Raw genomic sequence first — 15,436 nt, forward strand, 5'->3', positions numbered from 1 at the left:
TCTAATAGCCGCCGGAAGGCGGCTATTTTGTTTTATCCGTTCGCCCTCCGGCAAGATTTATCAGCCTCAGGAGGCATTCATGAACAGTTCACATCCTTTGCAGCAAACCATTCTTACCGGCGATCGCCCAACCGGGCAGCTTCATCTCGGGCATTATGTTGGCTCACTTCGCCAGCGCGTTCAGCTTCAGCACCAGCATCAGCAGTACATTCTGGTGGCCGACCTTCAGGGATTAACCGACAACGGCAGCCGCCCTGAGAAGGTGGCCGGGAATATTCTGGAGGTGATGGCGGACTATCTGGCGGTTGGGATCGACCCACAAAAATCAACGATCTGCCTGCAGTCTTCGCTGCCTGCGCTTGCCGAACTCACCATGCTGTATATGAATATTGTTACCGTCGCTCGCGTGGAAAGAAACCCGACGGTAAAAAGCGAAATCGCGCAAAAGGGCTTTGTCCGTTCTCTTCCTGCCGGGTTCCTTGTTTACCCGATAAGCCAGGCCGCCGATATCACCGCTTTTAAAGCCGGGCTGGTGCCGGTGGGCGACGATCAGTTACCGATGATCGAACAGACCAATGAAATCGTGCACAAGATGAATAGCCTGGTGACGACGCCGATCTTAACCAATTGCAAGGCGTTACTCAGCCCGACAAGCCGCCTGCCGGGCATTGATGGAAACGCCAAAATGTCAAAATCGCTGGGCAACACGCTCACGCTTTCCGCCAGTGAACAGCAGATTCACCAGGCCGTTAGCGGCATGTTCACCGATCCGGAGCATCTGCGCGTCAGCGATCCGGGGAAAATTGACGGCAACGTGGTGTTTACCTATTTGGATGCTTTTCATGAAGACAAAGAGAAAGTTAAGGCGATGAAAGCGCATTACCAGCGCGGTGGGCTTGGCGATCGTCAGTGTAAAAATGAACTGGAAACCTGCCTGCAAAGCCTGCTCGCGCCAATAAGGGAGCGGAGGAGTCGTTTTATTGAGGATAAGGCTTACCTGAGCGAGGTGCTTCGGGCAGGGAGTGAGAAGGCGCGTGCGCTAACCCAGCAAACGGCCGATGAAGTTAAACGTGCGCTGGGATTGCCGGTGCTATTTTAACGGCAGAAGGACGTAGAGAGGCATACTCAGATGGGTGATTATGGATTACCATTATTCCGAAACTTTCTCGAACATTCACAGGGACAGCCCATCAGATGCGTTATTCAGCCGCAGCACTCCTTCCGATCCTGGTTTTACTCTCCGCCTGTAGCAGTAAACCGAAAACCACCGAGCAGCAGCAAACCAGCGGCGTGCCGTCGGGTGGTTTCCTGCTGCAGCCGCAGCACGATGTCTTTATGCAAACCGGCGACTTCGCTTACAACCCGGAAGCAGAGAAATTCATCGACAAAATGGTGAATGAGCATGGTTTTGACAGGCGCCAGCTGCATGAAGTGTTGTCCCAGGCTAAACGTCTGGACTACGTGCTGCGCCTGATGGATCAGCAGGCACCGACGACGGCGCCGCCTGCCGGGCCGAACGGAGCATGGCTGCGCTACCGTGGTAAATTTATCACGCCGGATAACGTGCAAAACGGCGTTAAGTTCTGGAATCAATATGAGTCCGCGTTGAACCGTGCTTACCAGGTTTATGGCGTACCGCCGGAGATCATCGTCGGGATTATCGGGGTTGAAACCCGCTGGGGCCGCGTGATGGGGAAAACGCGCATTGTGGATGCCCTGGCTACGCTTGCCTTTGCCTACCCGCGTCGCGCGCAATACTTCGCGGGCGAGCTCGAAACCTTCCTGCTGATGGCGCGTAACGAAGGTGACGACCCGCTGGCGCTGAAAGGCTCCTTCGCCGGGGCGATGGGCTACGGGCAGTTCATGCCTTCCTCGTTTAAAGAATACGCGGTGGATTTCAACGGTGACGGTCACGTGAACCTGTGGGACCCGGAAGATGCTATCGGCAGCGTGGCGAACTACTTCAAGGCCCACGGTTGGGAGAAGGGCGACATGGTTGCCGTGCCGGCTAACGGCCAGGTGCCGGGGCTGGCAAACGGCTTCAATACTAAATATTCCGTTGCCGCGCTTGGCCAGTCCGGGCTGAGCCCACAGGGTTCTTTAGGCAACCATCAGGAAGTGAGCCTGCTGCGCCTGGATATGGGCGACCGTTACCAGTACTGGTACGGGCTGCCGAACTTCTACGCCATTACCCGCTACAACCACAGCACCCATTATGCGATGGCGGTGTGGCAATTAGGGCAGGCCGTGGCGCTGGCCCGCGTTCAATAAGTGATATATCGCCCCTGTAGGGGGGGCGATAATCACGGACTACAAAATGCCTGCCTGATGAAAATCATGCAGGTTAATCGCTCCCAGCAGCCGGCCGTTTTCATCCACCACCGGCGCCGCGCTAATGCGCTTTTTCATTAGCATTTCTTTGGCGTCAATCGCCCGGGTTTCAGCGTTCAGCACCGTGCCGTGTTTTGTCATGGCTTCGTTGATGCCGGCTTCTAGTTTGCCTCCCCCTACCAGCCAGCGGCGCAGGTCACCGTCGGTAAAGACCCCGGCCACTCTTTGTTCTTTGTCGCAGACGGCAACCAGGCCAAGCCCCGTGCGGCTTAGCTCCAGCATGGCATCCATCACCGAGGCGCTATCCGCGACCTGCGGTAGCTGCTCGTTGGTTCGCATCAGGTGATGAACCCGATTTAACAAACGGGCACCTAACGCACCGGCAGGGTGTGAGCGGGCAAAATCCTCTTCGTCAAAGCCGCGCTCCTGCATGACGGCCATCGCCAGCGCATCCCCCATCATTAACGTATTCACCGCGCTGGACGTCGGCGCAAGGCGCATCGGGCAGGCTTCACGCTCTACTGAAATATCCAGCGTGGCAAAGGCCGCTTTCGCCAGCGGCGACTGGGCTTTGCCGGTAATCGCAATCAGCGTCACGGCCTTTTCCTGCAGGCGAGGAATGATTAAATCCAGCTCTTTCGCGTGGCCTGAATAGGAGATAAACAGCAGGATGTCGCGGCTTTCAATCATCCCCAGATCGCCGTGTAACGCTTCGGCAGGATGGACGAAGAAGGCTGGCGTGCCCGTACTGGCAAACGTGGCGGCGATTTTCTTGCCGATATGCCCGGACTTGCCCATACCGGAGACAATCACTTTTCCCTGGCAGGTGAGCACGGCATTGGCTGCGGCAACAAAATCCTCTCCAAGTCTGTCCGGCAGGCGGCTCGCTTCCTGTAACTCCAGCAGCAGGGTTTCTCGTGCGGCGTTAATCATTCGCTGATTCATCTTCTTCTCCGGTGACAATCACTTTCACGCCCTTTTCGCGCAGCGCGGTAAGGAATTCATGGCTAATGCCGCTGTCGGTGATGATGGTATCGACACTTTCCAGGCCGCAGACGATGTTCGGGCTTTTACGACCAAACTTTGAGGAGTCGGCCATCAGAATCACTTCGCGCGCTGCGTTACACATCGCTTTGCTGACGGTATAAACCTCGTTGTAGGTCGTGACCCCGGCATTGAGATCGATGCCATCTGTGCCCATAAACAGCCGGTCAAAGCTGAACTGCTCGAAGGCGTTCTCCGCCAGCTGGCCGTGAAACGACGCAGATTTCTTACGGAAGGTGCCGCCGGGCATCAGGATGGTTTGTTCGTTATCCAGCTCGGACAGCGCATTGACGATATGAAGGCTATTGGTCATCACCGTGATGTTATTGAAGCGCTGAAGCAGCGGCACCATCTGTAATACGGTGCTGCCCGCGTCAAGAATAATGGAGTCACCATCACGGATATACTTGACCGCCGCATCGGCGATTTGCTGTTTTTGCTGGGTATTGATCAGCGTTTTGTGATCAATCGGCGGATCGGGTTCGTCTTTGCTGAGCACTACGCCACCATAGGTGCGAATAACGGTCCCGGCAGTTTCGAGCAGCACCAGATCTTTACGGATCGTGGTGCCGGTGGTTTGAAAGTACTGTGCGAGATCTTCTACCGAGCATTTTCCCTGTTTTTGCAGGTGTTCGATGATCGCTGCCTGTCGCTGACGTGGTTTCATAGGCTCTTATTACCTTGCAATAAATTTCGATTCGGTAATTTCGCAAGAAATAAGCATTCGAAACGAAATTAACCCTGTTTCAATTTAAGCGCTAATGATAGAGCATTCTGACAGTTCCGATCATGGGGAAAGATCACATCAGGCTGCAATTCCTGCCGATTCATCCCGTGTAGCTGAGATAAAGGCTGTGGTAGCGCGAAAACCGTCAGGCCTTTCATTATCAGGCTGTCGCGAACGTTCTGCTGCTCGTCAAACGCCAGGGCAATCACCACCCGAGGCCTGAAGCGCCCTGACGAGCGGCCAACGCCAACGGCGCCCTGTCGGCAGAGCCGGTCAAAGGCCCGGTTAAACAGGCGAATCTGCCAGCCGCCGAGCAGTAACTGGCTTAGCCACGCGATCGTTGCGAGGGCGATAAGAGCGTTTATCATGATGTTTCCTCCCTGGGTTCCCCCATTCCCGAAAAGAAGTGGGAGCCGGTGACCTGATGGTTAAAACATGACCTGCCCGCCGGTGACGTTAATTGATTGCCCGGTACAGTAAGAGGCTTTATCGCTGGCGTAGAACAGCAGCGTGTTAAGCACGTCCTGATAATCGCAGCCGCGCTTTAAGGGGACTTTGTCGATGTAGTATTGCTCCACTTCGTCAGCGGCGATGCCGAGCTTTTCCGCGTACTGAGGCAGCAGCGACTGGAACATCGGCGACTTGAGCAGGTTACCCAGCATCAGCGCATGCACCGTGATGCCGTATTCCGCCAGATCCAGCGCTAAAGACTGCGTCAGCCCCACGCCGCCAAACTTCGCCGCGCTGTAGCCGGAGTTATGCTTGCTGCCCACTTTGCCGGACTTCGAGTTGATCTGGATGATGCGGCCTTTGATGCCGTCACGGATCATCAGGCGCGAGAACTCTCTGGCGCACAGGAAGTAGCCCACCAGGTTCACCTGCAGCGAACGATCAAAATCCCCCAGCGCGAAATCGCCAATAAACGCCGCTTTGGCGATGCCCGCGCTGTAAACCAGCAGGTCAACCTGGCCGAAAATCTCATCCACGCCGTGGGCCAGGGCGGTAACGCTTTGCTCGCTGGTGGCGTCAGAGCCAAATCCCCAGGCGGTGCCTGGCCCGTACTGCTCGTTTATCTCCTGCGCCACGCGGGCGGCTTTCTCACTTTGGATATCCACTACGGCGACTTTGTAGCCTTCCTGGGCCAGCCCATGGCAGAGAAACGCCCCGAGCGTTTGCCCTCCACCGATGACAACGGCAACCTGATTCATACTTCACTCCTTTTCTTTAAAGACAATGTTTATGCGACAAACTTCAGCCGACAGCCCGGCTCAATGCCCTGCGGCAGCGGGCCGTTGACGTGAACGGTGCCCGGATATTCCGCCTGCGCCTCACCGTCGAAGCGCAGGGTGATGTGCCCCAGCTCCTGCAAATTCTGCTGCGCGACGTCCCCGACGGCGGTCACGGCGTAATGCTGGCCGTTAAGTTCAAAACCGATGCCCGGCTTAAGCTTGCCGGTGAGTTCGCCGTGGCAGTGGATAAAGCAGTAATCCTGAATATCCGCCGGCGCGCCTTCCCGAAAGGTAATCAGCATGTTGTCTTCCAGCGCCTCACGCGCGCATCGACCAATGTGGGTGATGGTGGTCTGGTAAATGGTTTGCATGATGTGCTTCCTTATTGATAGATGAAGCCGGACACCAGCCAGGCAATAAGCACGGTGGGCGCGCCCGTTAGAAAACGCCCGACCAGCACGGAAGGAACGCCGACGCGCACCGTGTCCTGCCTGGCTTCAGCCAGCGACAGGCCAACCGGAATAAAATCGCAGGCGGCCTGGGCATTAATCGCAAACAGCGCGGGCAGCGCCAGGTGAGGCGGGATATGCCCCTGACCAATCTGTACGCCAATCAACACGCCGATGACCTGCGCGATGACCGCGCCCGGGCCGAGGAAAGGTGAAAGTAGGGGAAACGAACAAATCAGCGCGAGGGTAATCAGGCCGACAGGATTGTTGGCCAGCGGAGCCAGGCCATGCGCAATCCAGTCGCCCAGCCCGGAAGCCATGATGATGCCAATCAGCGCCGAAACGAACGCCATAAAAGGCAGAATCGTTTTCAGAACCGTATCGATAGTGTCGCGCCCGGCCTGGAACAGCACGGCGACGGCGGAGCCCATTCCCATGCCCACTTTTGCCAGCAGGCCGTCGCTTTGTTCGGTAATTTTTTTGCTGGTGTCGTAGTCGCGTGCCGGGGCTTTTTTCGGCCCGGCCTGCGGCTCGCCCTGGGCCCAGGTGATGTTTTCTTCCCTGACGCCTGAGACATAAATATCCTCCACGATGTATTGCGCCATTGGCCCGGATTTCCCGGTCGCATGGATATTAATGGTCGGAATGCGCCGTTTAGGGTAGAGCCCGCAGCGCAGCGTGCCGCCGCAGTCGATGATGGCCATGGCGATCTCGGCCTCCGGAGGTTCGCCGTCTTTAAAACCGTCTACTGCCTCGCAGCCGGTCATTTCACTGAGCTTATCCACTATTGCCGGACGGGTCCCCGCGGTGATGTATACGATCTTCTTGCTGGGATCGACCGGGATCATCAACGGGCCGCCCCATCCGCCCTGGCCTTTTTCAATACGAATGCTTTGAGTCATGATTTTTCCTTAGAGACGTACCTGACGTTCCAGCTCGATGCCCATTTTTTTCTCGAAAATGGAGGTGGTGAGATCGGTTATCCAGCCGCGGAAGAAGTTGGTGACCAGCCCGACCAGCAGATAGCTCACCGCGAGCGGCGCCAGCGGCAGGCCTAGCGTCGTTAACCCGCTGGCTATCCCCAGATAAACAAACAGCTCGCCGGGGTTGATGTGGGGAAACAAACCGTTCATCGAATGGCAGCTATACGATGCGGCTGCGTAATAGCTCGGTTTGTACTTCTCAGGCATAAAGCGGCCAAGGCTTAGCGTCATTGGGTTGCAAAACACAAAGGTGCCGATGCAGGGAAGCAAGAGGTAACGCGATACGGGGTTGCCGGCGCAGCGTTGCGCCATGCGTTCAATGCGGTGCTGGCCGATGAAGTTAATCAGCGCGTTCATTATCACCAGCAGGCTTATCAGCAGAGGAAGAATGCCGGTCACCATGCCGGTAAAGACCTCACCGCCTTTCTGAAACAGGCCAATAAACCATTCCGCCCCATGGGTAATCATGTCGATCATTTTTAGCTCCTGTAGGGTTATGTGCTCACCGTTGATCCCGGTGATGGCTCATATTAATCATTTTGAAACCTGTAAATATGTTATTTAGATCTCAATGTGAAATATAAATCTGTCGATTTGAAAGATTTCTGGGTGTAAAAGAATCGGTGAAACTTTTGCTTTGCTGACTGAGGGGGGGGAAAGGAGGTCGATTGAGGGTTCGTTTATCCCGAGGTGTAAAACAGAAATTTACAAGGTCGGCTCGGTAGATTATGTTATGTTATAACGAAACAATATTGGTGCCGGTATGTCCGCTGTTGCTCCCTCTTCCTTATTCAGCCTTTCCGGGCTGCTGCGCGTGGCCCTTGTGGCATTGCTGATCCTCGTTTTGTGGGGCGCCATTCACTGGGCGGTCATCCTGCCATGATCGAATTGAAGAACCTTGAGCTGGGCTACTACGGCAATGTGGTTGTGTCGGCTATTAGCGGCCACTTTAAGAGGGGCAGCATGACCGCGGTGATCGGGGCTAACGGCTGCGGTAAATCGACGCTGTTAAAAACCTTAGCCGGGCTGCTGCCGCCAATTTCCGGCAGCGTGACCTTTCAGGACAATGTTCGCCCACGCATTGCCTGGCTGCCACAGCTGGGGGAGATGGACAGGCAGTTTCCCGCCACGGTTTATGACGTGGTTTGCATGGGAAGTTGGCCGGGGCGCGGGCTGTTTTCTGGCCTGCACCGTAAGCACCGCGAACGCGTGATGGAAGCGATTGAGCGTGTGGGCTTAACCGAGCATTACCTGCGCCCGATTGATGTTCTTTCCGGAGGGCAGTTTCAGCGTATGCTGTTTGCCCGTGTGTTGGTACAGGAAGCGCCGTTGGTACTGCTTGATGAGCCCTTTACCGGCGTGGATGCACAGACCAGCGAATTTTTGATGGAACTGATGTGCCAGATGCATCGGGATGGCAAGACGCTTATTAGCGTGCTGCATAACAACGAGCTGGTGCGCCGCCACTTTCCTGACGTGCTGCTGCTTACCCCGGATGGCTACCAGTGGGGCAACGCCGATGAAGCGTTGGCTCAGTATGCTTCCTTTCGCCCACGCCTGGTACAAACCGCATGATTTATCACCTTTTTATTGAGCCCTTTGTGGCCTACGGGTTTATGCGTCGTGCGCTGGTGGCTTGCCTGTCGCTTTCATTAAGTACCGTTCCGCTTGGGATCTTTTTACTGTTGCGCCGCATGAGCCTGGTGGGGGATGCGCTTTCCCACGCCATTTTGCCCGGCGTCGCCGTGGGCTATTTAGTGGCCGGCATGTCGCTGGTGGCGATGGGCGTCGGAGGTTTTGTCGCCGGGGTGCTGGTGGCTTTGCTTTCCGGCTGGGTGAGTGCGCGGACGCCGTTAAAAGAAGATGCCAGCTTTGCCGGCTTCTACCTTGGCTCGCTGGCGCTCGGCGTAACGTTGATTTCTTTGCGCGGTTCAAGCGTTGACCTGCTACACCTCCTGTTTGGCTCGATTCTCGCCGTTGATGGCGAGGCCATTAAGTTTGTGGGCCTGATTGCGAGCGTGACGCTGATTGCGCTGGCGTTGCTCTATCGCGGGCTGGTGATGGAGTCGTTTGACCGCAGCTTTTTACAGGTGAACAATCGGCTGCTGCCGTCGCTGATCCACGGCACGTTTCTGGCGCTGCTGGTGCTCAACCTGGTGGCGGGTTTCCAGATCCTCGGTACATTAATGTCCGTCGGCCTCATGATGCTGCCCGCCATTGCCGCGCGCTGCTGGGCTAAGACATTGCCGGGTTCGATCGCGCTTGCCGTCGCGTGTGGCCTGATTTGCGCCTGGTTAGGGCTGGTGTGGTCTTTCTATGCCTCGTTACCCGCCGGGCCGGCCATCGTGCTCACCGCGAGTGTCGCATTTTTTATCTCAATACTTTTCGGACCGCGCAGCGTGCTTGCAGGGAGCCTGCTGCGTAGGAAATTGGCAATCATAAAGGGGGTTAAATGAAACGTTTAGGGATAGGTATTGCGCTGGCTCTGGCGCTCTCCAGCCAGATGGCTGCAGCGAAAACGCTGAATGTAGTGGCAAGTTTTACCGTGCTGGCCGACATGGCTAAACAGGTTGGCGGTGACCATGTGAAGGTCACCAGCCTGGTGGGGCCGGACGGCGACCCGCATAGCTTCGAGCCGTCGCCAAAAGACAGCGTGGCGCTTCGCAACGCAGATGTGGTTATCGTTAGCGGGCTCGGCATGGAAGGGTGGATGGATCGCCTGGTGACGGCGTCCGGCTACAAAGGCAAAGTTATCGTCGCTTCACAGGGGATTAACACCCGCAGCATGGAAGAAGACGGCAAATCGATTACTGATCCACATGCCTGGAACAGCGCGGCAAACGGGGCGGTTTATGCTCAGAACATTGCCGCCGCATTGATCGCTGCTGATCCTGAAGATGCTGCCGCAATCCGCAGTAGCGGTGACAGCTATGCAGCACGCCTGAAGCAACTCGATAGCTGGGCGAAAAAACGCTTTGCGGACGTACCGCAGACTAAACGCAAAGTTCTGACCAGCCATGATGCATTCGGTTACTTTGGCGAGGCTTATGGTGTGACGTTCCTGGCGCCGGTGGGCTTTTCTACTGAAGCCCAGGCTAGCGCCAGCGATGTTGCCTCTTTAATTAAACAGCTGAAAGAGGAACACATCTCTACCTACTTCATCGAAAACCAGACCGACCCGCGCCTGGTGAAACAAATTGCCAGCGCGACCGGCGCCAAGCCTGGCGGTGAGCTTTATCCTGAGGCACTTTCTGGCCCCGGCGGCCCGGCAAGCTCCTACGAAAAGGCGTTCAAACATAACGTGAACACCATCGCCGACAGCATGAAATAGCATTAAATCCGGCCAGCCCCCGCTGGCCGTTTCATTTCTGGAATCCCTCCCGAGTATCCCGATGTAATCCCCTGCAACGCCCGTAAAGTGCTATCGTGTTGGGTAATGATATGTCTACAATCGGAGCCAGCATGACAGACAGCGCATTGTTTGAGCTAAGCAAGCGGGTAGGGAATGCCCTCGGGCAGCTTGGGGCCACCGTGACCACCGCAGAGTCCTGTACCGGCGGCTGGATAGCGAAAGTGATTACCGACGTGTCGGGGAGTTCAGCCTGGTTTGAGCGAGGCTTTGTGACCTACAGCAACGAAGCCAAGCATCAGCTGATCGGCGTAAATGCGCTGACGCTGGAAGCCTATGGTGCCGTCAGCGAAGGCGTGGTGCTTGAGATGGCGCAAGGTGCGCTTGCCGCCGCGAAAGCGGATTATGCGGTTTCTGTCAGCGGTATCGCCGGGCCAGATGGCGGCACGCCTGAAAAACCGGTCGGTACCGTGTGGTTTGGTTTTGCGGATAAGCACGGCAGAACGCTGGCAAAAGTGCTGCGCTTTGACGGCGACCGCGATGCCGTCCGCCGTCAGGCCACGGAATACGCCCTGCAGAGCCTGTGGGATGATTTTCTAAAAAATAAACTTGATACTGTATGACTGTACAGTATAATTGCCTCAACGAAACAGTATTGAGAACGCGGCGTTGCGACTTATCGCATCACTCAGCACGACAGGAGTAGAAATGGCTATCGACGAAAACAAACAGAAGGCGTTAGCGGCAGCACTGGGCCAAATTGAAAAGCAATTTGGTAAAGGCTCCATCATGCGTCTGGGTGAAGACCGTTCCATGGACGTGGAAACGATCTCTACTGGTTCACTTTCACTGGACATTGCTTTAGGCGCAGGCGGCCTGCCAATGGGGCGTATCGTAGAAATCTACGGGCCTGAATCCTCCGGTAAGACCACACTGACTCTGCAGGTTATTGCTGCTGCGCAGCGTGAAGGTAAAACCTGTGCGTTCATCGATGCCGAGCATGCGCTGGATCCTGTCTATGCCAAGAAGCTGGGCGTAGACATCGACAACCTGCTGTGTTCTCAGCCGGATACCGGTGAGCAAGCGCTGGAAATCTGTGACGCACTTGCCCGTTCCGGTGCCGTTGACGTCATCATCGTCGACTCCGTTGCCGCGCTGACGCCGAAGGCGGAAATCGAAGGTGAAATCGGTGACTCTCACATGGGCCTTGCGGCACGCATGATGAGTCAGGCAATGCGTAAGCTGGCGGGTAACCTGAAGCAGTCAAACACGCTGCTTATCTTCATCAACCAGATCCGTATGAAGATTGGCGTCATGTTTGGTAACCCGGAAACCACCACCGGTGGTAACGCGCTGAAATTCTACGCATCTGTCCGTCTTGACATCCGCCGTATCGGCGCGGTGAAAGAGGGCGACAACGTTGTCGGCAGTGAAACCCGCGTGAAGGTTGTGAAGAACAAGATTGCCGCGCCGTTTAAACAGGCTGAATTCCAGATTATGTACGGGGAAGGCATCAACTTCTACGGCGAGCTGGTTGACCTGGGTGTGAAGCACAAGCTGATTGAAAAAGCGGGTGCATGGTACAGCTACAACGGTGAAAAAATCGGTCAGGGTAAGGCAAACGCCAGCAACTTCCTGAAAGAGAACAAACCGATGTCTGCAGAAATTGAGAAAAAATTGCGTGAGATGCTGCTGAATAATCAGGATGGCACGCCAGACTTCACGGTTGATGACCACGACGAAAATGCGGTTGAAACCAACGAAGACTTCTGATTATGACCCTGGGCTGCAATTGCAGCCCTTCTGCTTTTTAACGATTGACTCAGCCGTGCCGCGCTATGCCCGATAACACCGCTTCTCCCCGCCGTAGCCCCTTTGCTCGCCTTTTAGATAAGGCCACCCGTATTCTTGCCATGCGTGACCACAGCGAACACGAACTGCGCCGTAAGCTGGCAACGCCTTCTGCTTTTGCGGCAAAATTTGCTAAAGAGGACGAACCCGAGATAACGCAGGAGGATATCGATAAGGTGATTGCCTGGTGTTACGAACATCGCTGGCTGGATGACGTACAGTTTGCGTCACGCTTTATTGCCAGCCGCAGCCGTAAAGGTTACGGCCCCCAGCGTATTCGCCAGGAGTTGAAGCAAAAGGGTATCGATCGGGAAATCGGAGAGTCAGCCATGATGGCCTGTGAAATTGACTGGCAGCCGCTGGCCCGCGAATTGGCCGAACGAAAGTTTGGCACACCACTGCCGACGGAGTGGCAGGCGAAGGCGAAAGTGCAGCGTTTTCTTCTCTATCGTGGCTTCTTTATGGAAGACATTCAGGAGATCTGGCGAAATTTTGCTGATTAGGGCCACACTGGATTTTACTTCCCACGCCAGAAAACTTATCTTATTCCCACTTTTTTCGAGGTAAGCTGCTCTGAACAGCATGAACTACGGCTGTCATCGCAGGTTTACAACTCTTCGTTAGCTTGATTCCAGGATAATTATGAGCAAGAGCACCGCTGAGATCCGTCAGGCGTTTCTCGATTTTTTCCATAGTAAAGGCCACCAGGTTGTAGCGAGCAGCTCCCTGGTCCCGAACAACGATCCGACTTTGCTGTTTACCAATGCCGGGATGAACCAGTTCAAGGATGTCTTCCTGGGTCTCGACAAACGTAACTATTCCCGTGCCACGACGTCTCAGCGTTGTGTCCGCGCCGGTGGTAAGCACAACGATCTGGAAAACGTCGGTTACACCGCGCGTCACCATACCTTCTTCGAAATGCTGGGTAACTTCAGCTTTGGCGACTATTTCAAACACGATGCGATCAACTTTGCCTGGGAACTGCTGACCGGCGAAAACTGGTTTAATCTGCCGAAAGAGCGCCTGTGGGTGACCGTCTACGAAACCGATGACGAAGCCTATGAAATCTGGGAAAAAGAAGTCGGTGTGCCGCGCGAGCGTATTATTCGCATTGGCGATAACAAAGGCGCAGCCTTCGCATCCGATAACTTCTGGCAGATGGGCGACACCGGTCCTTGTGGTCCGTGCACCGAGATTTTCTTCGATCACGGCGATCACATTTGGGGGGGCCCTCCGGGTAGCCCTGAAGAAGACGGCGATCGCTATATTGAGATCTGGAACATCGTGTTCATGCAGTTTAACCGTCAGATTGACGGCACGATGCTGCCGCTGCCAAAACCGTCGGTGGATACCGGTATGGGGCTGGAACGTATTGCGGCCGTGCTGCAGCACGTTAACTCAAACTACGATATCGATCTGTTCAAGACGCTGATCGAGGCCGTCGCGAAAGTGACCGGCGCCACCGATCTGTCTAACAAATCCCTGCGTGTTATTGCTGACCATATCCGTTCCTGTGCATTCCTGATTGCCGACGGCGTAACCCCTTCTAACGAAAACCGGGGTTATGTTCTGCGCCGTATCATTCGTCGTGCAATTCGCCATGGCAACATGCTTGGTGCGAAAGATACCTTCTTCTACAAGCTTGTTGGACCGTTAGTCGAAGTGATGGGGTCTGCGGGCGAAGAGCTGGCAAAACAGCAGGCGCTGGTTGAGCAGGTTCTGAAAACTGAAGAAGAGCAGTTTGCCCGTACGCTGGAACGCGGCCTGGCGCTGCTGGACGACGAGCTGGCGAAGCTGAAGGGCGACACCCTGGATGGCGAAACCGCTTTCCGCCTGTATGACACCTACGGTTTCCCTGTGGATCTGACGGCTGACGTCTGCCGCGAGCGCAACATCAAAGTTGACGAAGCGGGCTTTGAAGCCGCAATGGAAGAGCAGCGCCGTCGTGCGCGTGAGTCCAGCGGCTTTGGTGCAGACTACAACAGCATGATCCGCGTGGATTCTGCTTCTGAATTTAAAGGCTACGACAGCCTCGATCTGAATGCGAAAGTGGTCGCGCTGTTCGTTGACGGTAAGTCCGTTGACCAGGTGACCGCGGGTCAGGATGCGGTCGTTGTGCTGAACGAAACGCCGTTCTACGGTGAGTCCGGCGGCCAAGTTGGTGACAAAGGTACTGTTAAAGGTAACGGCGTTGACTTCGCGGTCAACGACACCCAGAAATACGGCCAGGCAATCGGTCACCTGGGCAAGCTGGTTACCGGCGTGCTGAAAGTGGGCGACAGCGTTGAGGCGAAAGTTGACGAAGCCCGTCGCGCTCGCATTCGCCTGAACCACTCCGCAACGCACCTTCTGCATGCTGCGCTGCGCCAGGTTCTGGGCACTCACGTTGCTCAGAAAGGTTCTCTGGTAAACGATAAAGGCCTGCGTTTCGACTTCTCTCATTTTGAAGCGATGAAACCAGCGGAAATCCGCGCGGTAGAAGATATCGTCAACGCGCAAATCCGTCGTAACCTGCCTGTCGAAACCAACGTGATGGATCTCGACGCGGCGAAAGCGAAGGGCGCAATGGCGCTGTTCGGTGAAAAATATGATGACCACGTGCGCGTTCTGAGCATGGGGGACTTCTCCACCGAACTGTGCGGCGGTACTCACGCTTCCCGTACCGGCGACATCGGCCTGTTCCGCATCGTTGCTGAATCCGGCACGGCTGCAGGCGTGCGTCGTATCGAAGCGGTTACCGGCGAAGGCGCACTGGCAAACCTCCATGCACAAAGCGATCAGCTGCACGATATTGCTCAGCTGCTGAAAGGCGATAGCCAGAACCTGAACGAGAAAGTACGTTCGGTGCTGGAGCGCACCCGTCAGCTTGAAAAAGAGCTGCAGCAGTTGAAAGAACAGCAGGCTTCGCAGGAGAGTGCCAATCTCTCCAGCAAAGCGGTTGAAGTAAAAGGCGTTAAATTACTGGTAAGCGAGCTGAACAACGTCGAGCCTAAGATGTTGCGTACCATGGTCGATGACCTGAAAAATCAGCTTGGCTCCGCCGTGATTGTTCTGGCCACCGTGGCAGAAGGGAAAGTGTCTCTGATCGCTGGTGTCTCCAAAGATGTGACCGACCGCGTTAAGGCGGGGGAGCTGGTGGGGATGGTTGCACAGCAGGTTGGCGGCAAAGGGGGCGGCCGTCCCGATATGGCTCAGGCCGGTGGCACAGACGCGGCGGCATTGCCGGGCGCGCTGGCCGGTGTTGAGGCCTGGGTTACGGCAAAACTCTGAAAATAACTAAAAGTGTAATTGCGCCATAACTGTTCTCAGTTATGGCGTACTAACATTTACACACTATCAATAATGATAAAGTCAGGTTGAAGTTGTGTATATCGGCTAAACTTAGATATAACAGAGTGTAATGCTATGACAGCGTACATTTTATGTATTTGTCATCCATTACGTTTTCGCGTTATATGATGGATAATGCCGGG

At 55.4% G+C, this 15,436-nt stretch carries 16 protein-coding genes; 9 read left to right on the forward strand and 7 right to left on the reverse strand.

Annotation, left to right across the window (positions count from 1 at the left end):
• Positions 1-79 precede the first annotated feature (79 nt).
• Together trpS and mltB are read left to right on the forward strand one after the other, a co-directional pair.
• Positions 80-1,099, forward strand: a complete 1,020-nt coding sequence (gene trpS, locus VGM55_RS15705; RefSeq protein WP_331635970.1) for a tryptophan--tRNA ligase — start codon at positions 80-82, stop codon at positions 1,097-1,099.
• A gap of 95 nt (positions 1,100-1,194) precedes the next feature.
• Positions 1,195-2,271 (forward strand): lytic murein transglycosylase B, encoded by a 1,077-nt coding sequence (gene mltB, locus VGM55_RS15710; protein WP_154188309.1) that lies wholly within the window; start codon positions 1,195-1,197, stop codon positions 2,269-2,271.
• Positions 2,272-2,310: 39 nt separating this feature from the next.
• Here mltB and gutQ read toward each other — a convergent pair whose 3' ends face one another.
• The 7 genes from gutQ to srlA all read right to left on the reverse strand — a co-directional run bounded on the left by gutQ (position 2,311) and on the right by srlA (position 7,240).
• The gene (gene gutQ / locus VGM55_RS15715; protein WP_331635971.1) at positions 2,311-3,276 is read right to left on the reverse strand and encodes an arabinose-5-phosphate isomerase GutQ; all 966 of its coding nucleotides are present in this window, start codon (positions 3,274-3,276) and stop codon (positions 2,311-2,313) included.
• A complete protein-coding gene (srlR, locus tag VGM55_RS15720; protein ID WP_331635972.1) occupies positions 3,257-4,042 on the reverse strand; it encodes a glucitol operon DNA-binding transcriptional repressor SrlR in 786 nt (261 codons plus the stop codon). Before srlR ends, gutQ begins: the two co-directional genes overlap by 20 nt.
• A gap of 68 nt (positions 4,043-4,110) precedes the next feature.
• Positions 4,111-4,470, reverse strand: coding sequence for a transcriptional regulator GutM (gutM, locus tag VGM55_RS15725; RefSeq protein WP_038479500.1), 360 nt, complete (start codon positions 4,468-4,470; stop codon positions 4,111-4,113).
• Positions 4,471-4,530: 60 nt separating this feature from the next.
• A complete protein-coding gene (gene srlD / locus VGM55_RS15730; protein WP_038479503.1) occupies positions 4,531-5,310 on the reverse strand; it encodes a sorbitol-6-phosphate dehydrogenase in 780 nt (259 codons plus the stop codon).
• A gap of 29 nt (positions 5,311-5,339) precedes the next feature.
• Positions 5,340-5,702, reverse strand: coding sequence for a PTS glucitol/sorbitol transporter subunit IIA (gene srlB / locus VGM55_RS15735; RefSeq protein WP_038479506.1), 363 nt, complete (start codon positions 5,700-5,702; stop codon positions 5,340-5,342).
• A gap of 11 nt (positions 5,703-5,713) precedes the next feature.
• A complete protein-coding gene (srlE, locus tag VGM55_RS15740) occupies positions 5,714-6,682 on the reverse strand; it encodes a PTS glucitol/sorbitol transporter subunit IIB (RefSeq protein WP_331635973.1) in 969 nt (322 codons plus the stop codon).
• 9 nt (positions 6,683-6,691) lie between these two features.
• Entirely contained in the window at positions 6,692-7,240 is a 549-nt protein-coding gene (gene srlA, locus VGM55_RS15745; protein ID WP_008458272.1) for a PTS glucitol/sorbitol transporter subunit IIC, read from the reverse strand.
• 402 nt (positions 7,241-7,642) lie between these two features.
• Between srlA and VGM55_RS15750 the strand changes: the two genes are divergently transcribed.
• The 7 genes from VGM55_RS15750 (at position 7,643) to alaS (ending at position 15,233) form a co-directional block, all read left to right on the forward strand.
• On the forward strand, positions 7,643-8,338 hold the full coding sequence (locus tag VGM55_RS15750; RefSeq protein WP_154188313.1) for a metal ABC transporter ATP-binding protein: 696 nt from the start codon (positions 7,643-7,645) through the stop codon (positions 8,336-8,338).
• Positions 8,335-9,219: a metal ABC transporter permease gene (locus VGM55_RS15755; protein ID WP_154188314.1), complete on the forward strand. Its 885-nt coding sequence runs from the start codon at positions 8,335-8,337 to the stop codon at positions 9,217-9,219. Before VGM55_RS15750 ends, VGM55_RS15755 begins: the two co-directional genes overlap by 4 nt.
• Positions 9,216-10,094: a metal ABC transporter substrate-binding protein gene (locus tag VGM55_RS15760; RefSeq protein ID WP_331635974.1), complete on the forward strand. Its 879-nt coding sequence runs from the start codon at positions 9,216-9,218 to the stop codon at positions 10,092-10,094. Before VGM55_RS15755 ends, VGM55_RS15760 begins: the two co-directional genes overlap by 4 nt.
• A 131-nt stretch (positions 10,095-10,225) precedes the next feature.
• Positions 10,226-10,735, forward strand: a complete 510-nt coding sequence (pncC, locus tag VGM55_RS15765) for a nicotinamide-nucleotide amidase (protein ID WP_331635975.1) — start codon at positions 10,226-10,228, stop codon at positions 10,733-10,735.
• An 85-nt stretch (positions 10,736-10,820) separates the two neighbouring features.
• On the forward strand, positions 10,821-11,885 hold the full coding sequence (gene recA, locus VGM55_RS15770) for a recombinase RecA (RefSeq protein ID WP_154188316.1): 1,065 nt from the start codon (positions 10,821-10,823) through the stop codon (positions 11,883-11,885).
• Between the two features lie 65 nt (positions 11,886-11,950).
• Complete coding sequence (locus VGM55_RS15775) at positions 11,951-12,466, forward strand: regulatory protein RecX (RefSeq protein WP_154188317.1); 516 nt, start codon at positions 11,951-11,953, stop codon at positions 12,464-12,466.
• 139 nt (positions 12,467-12,605) lie between these two features.
• A complete protein-coding gene (gene alaS, locus VGM55_RS15780) occupies positions 12,606-15,233 on the forward strand; it encodes an alanine--tRNA ligase (RefSeq protein WP_154188318.1) in 2,628 nt (875 codons plus the stop codon).
• The last annotated feature ends 203 nt before the right edge of the window (positions 15,234-15,436 follow it).

Origin of the sequence: Cedecea sp., assembly GCF_036500665.1 — a bacterium.
GTDB lineage: Bacteria > Pseudomonadota > Gammaproteobacteria > Enterobacterales > Enterobacteriaceae > Cedecea.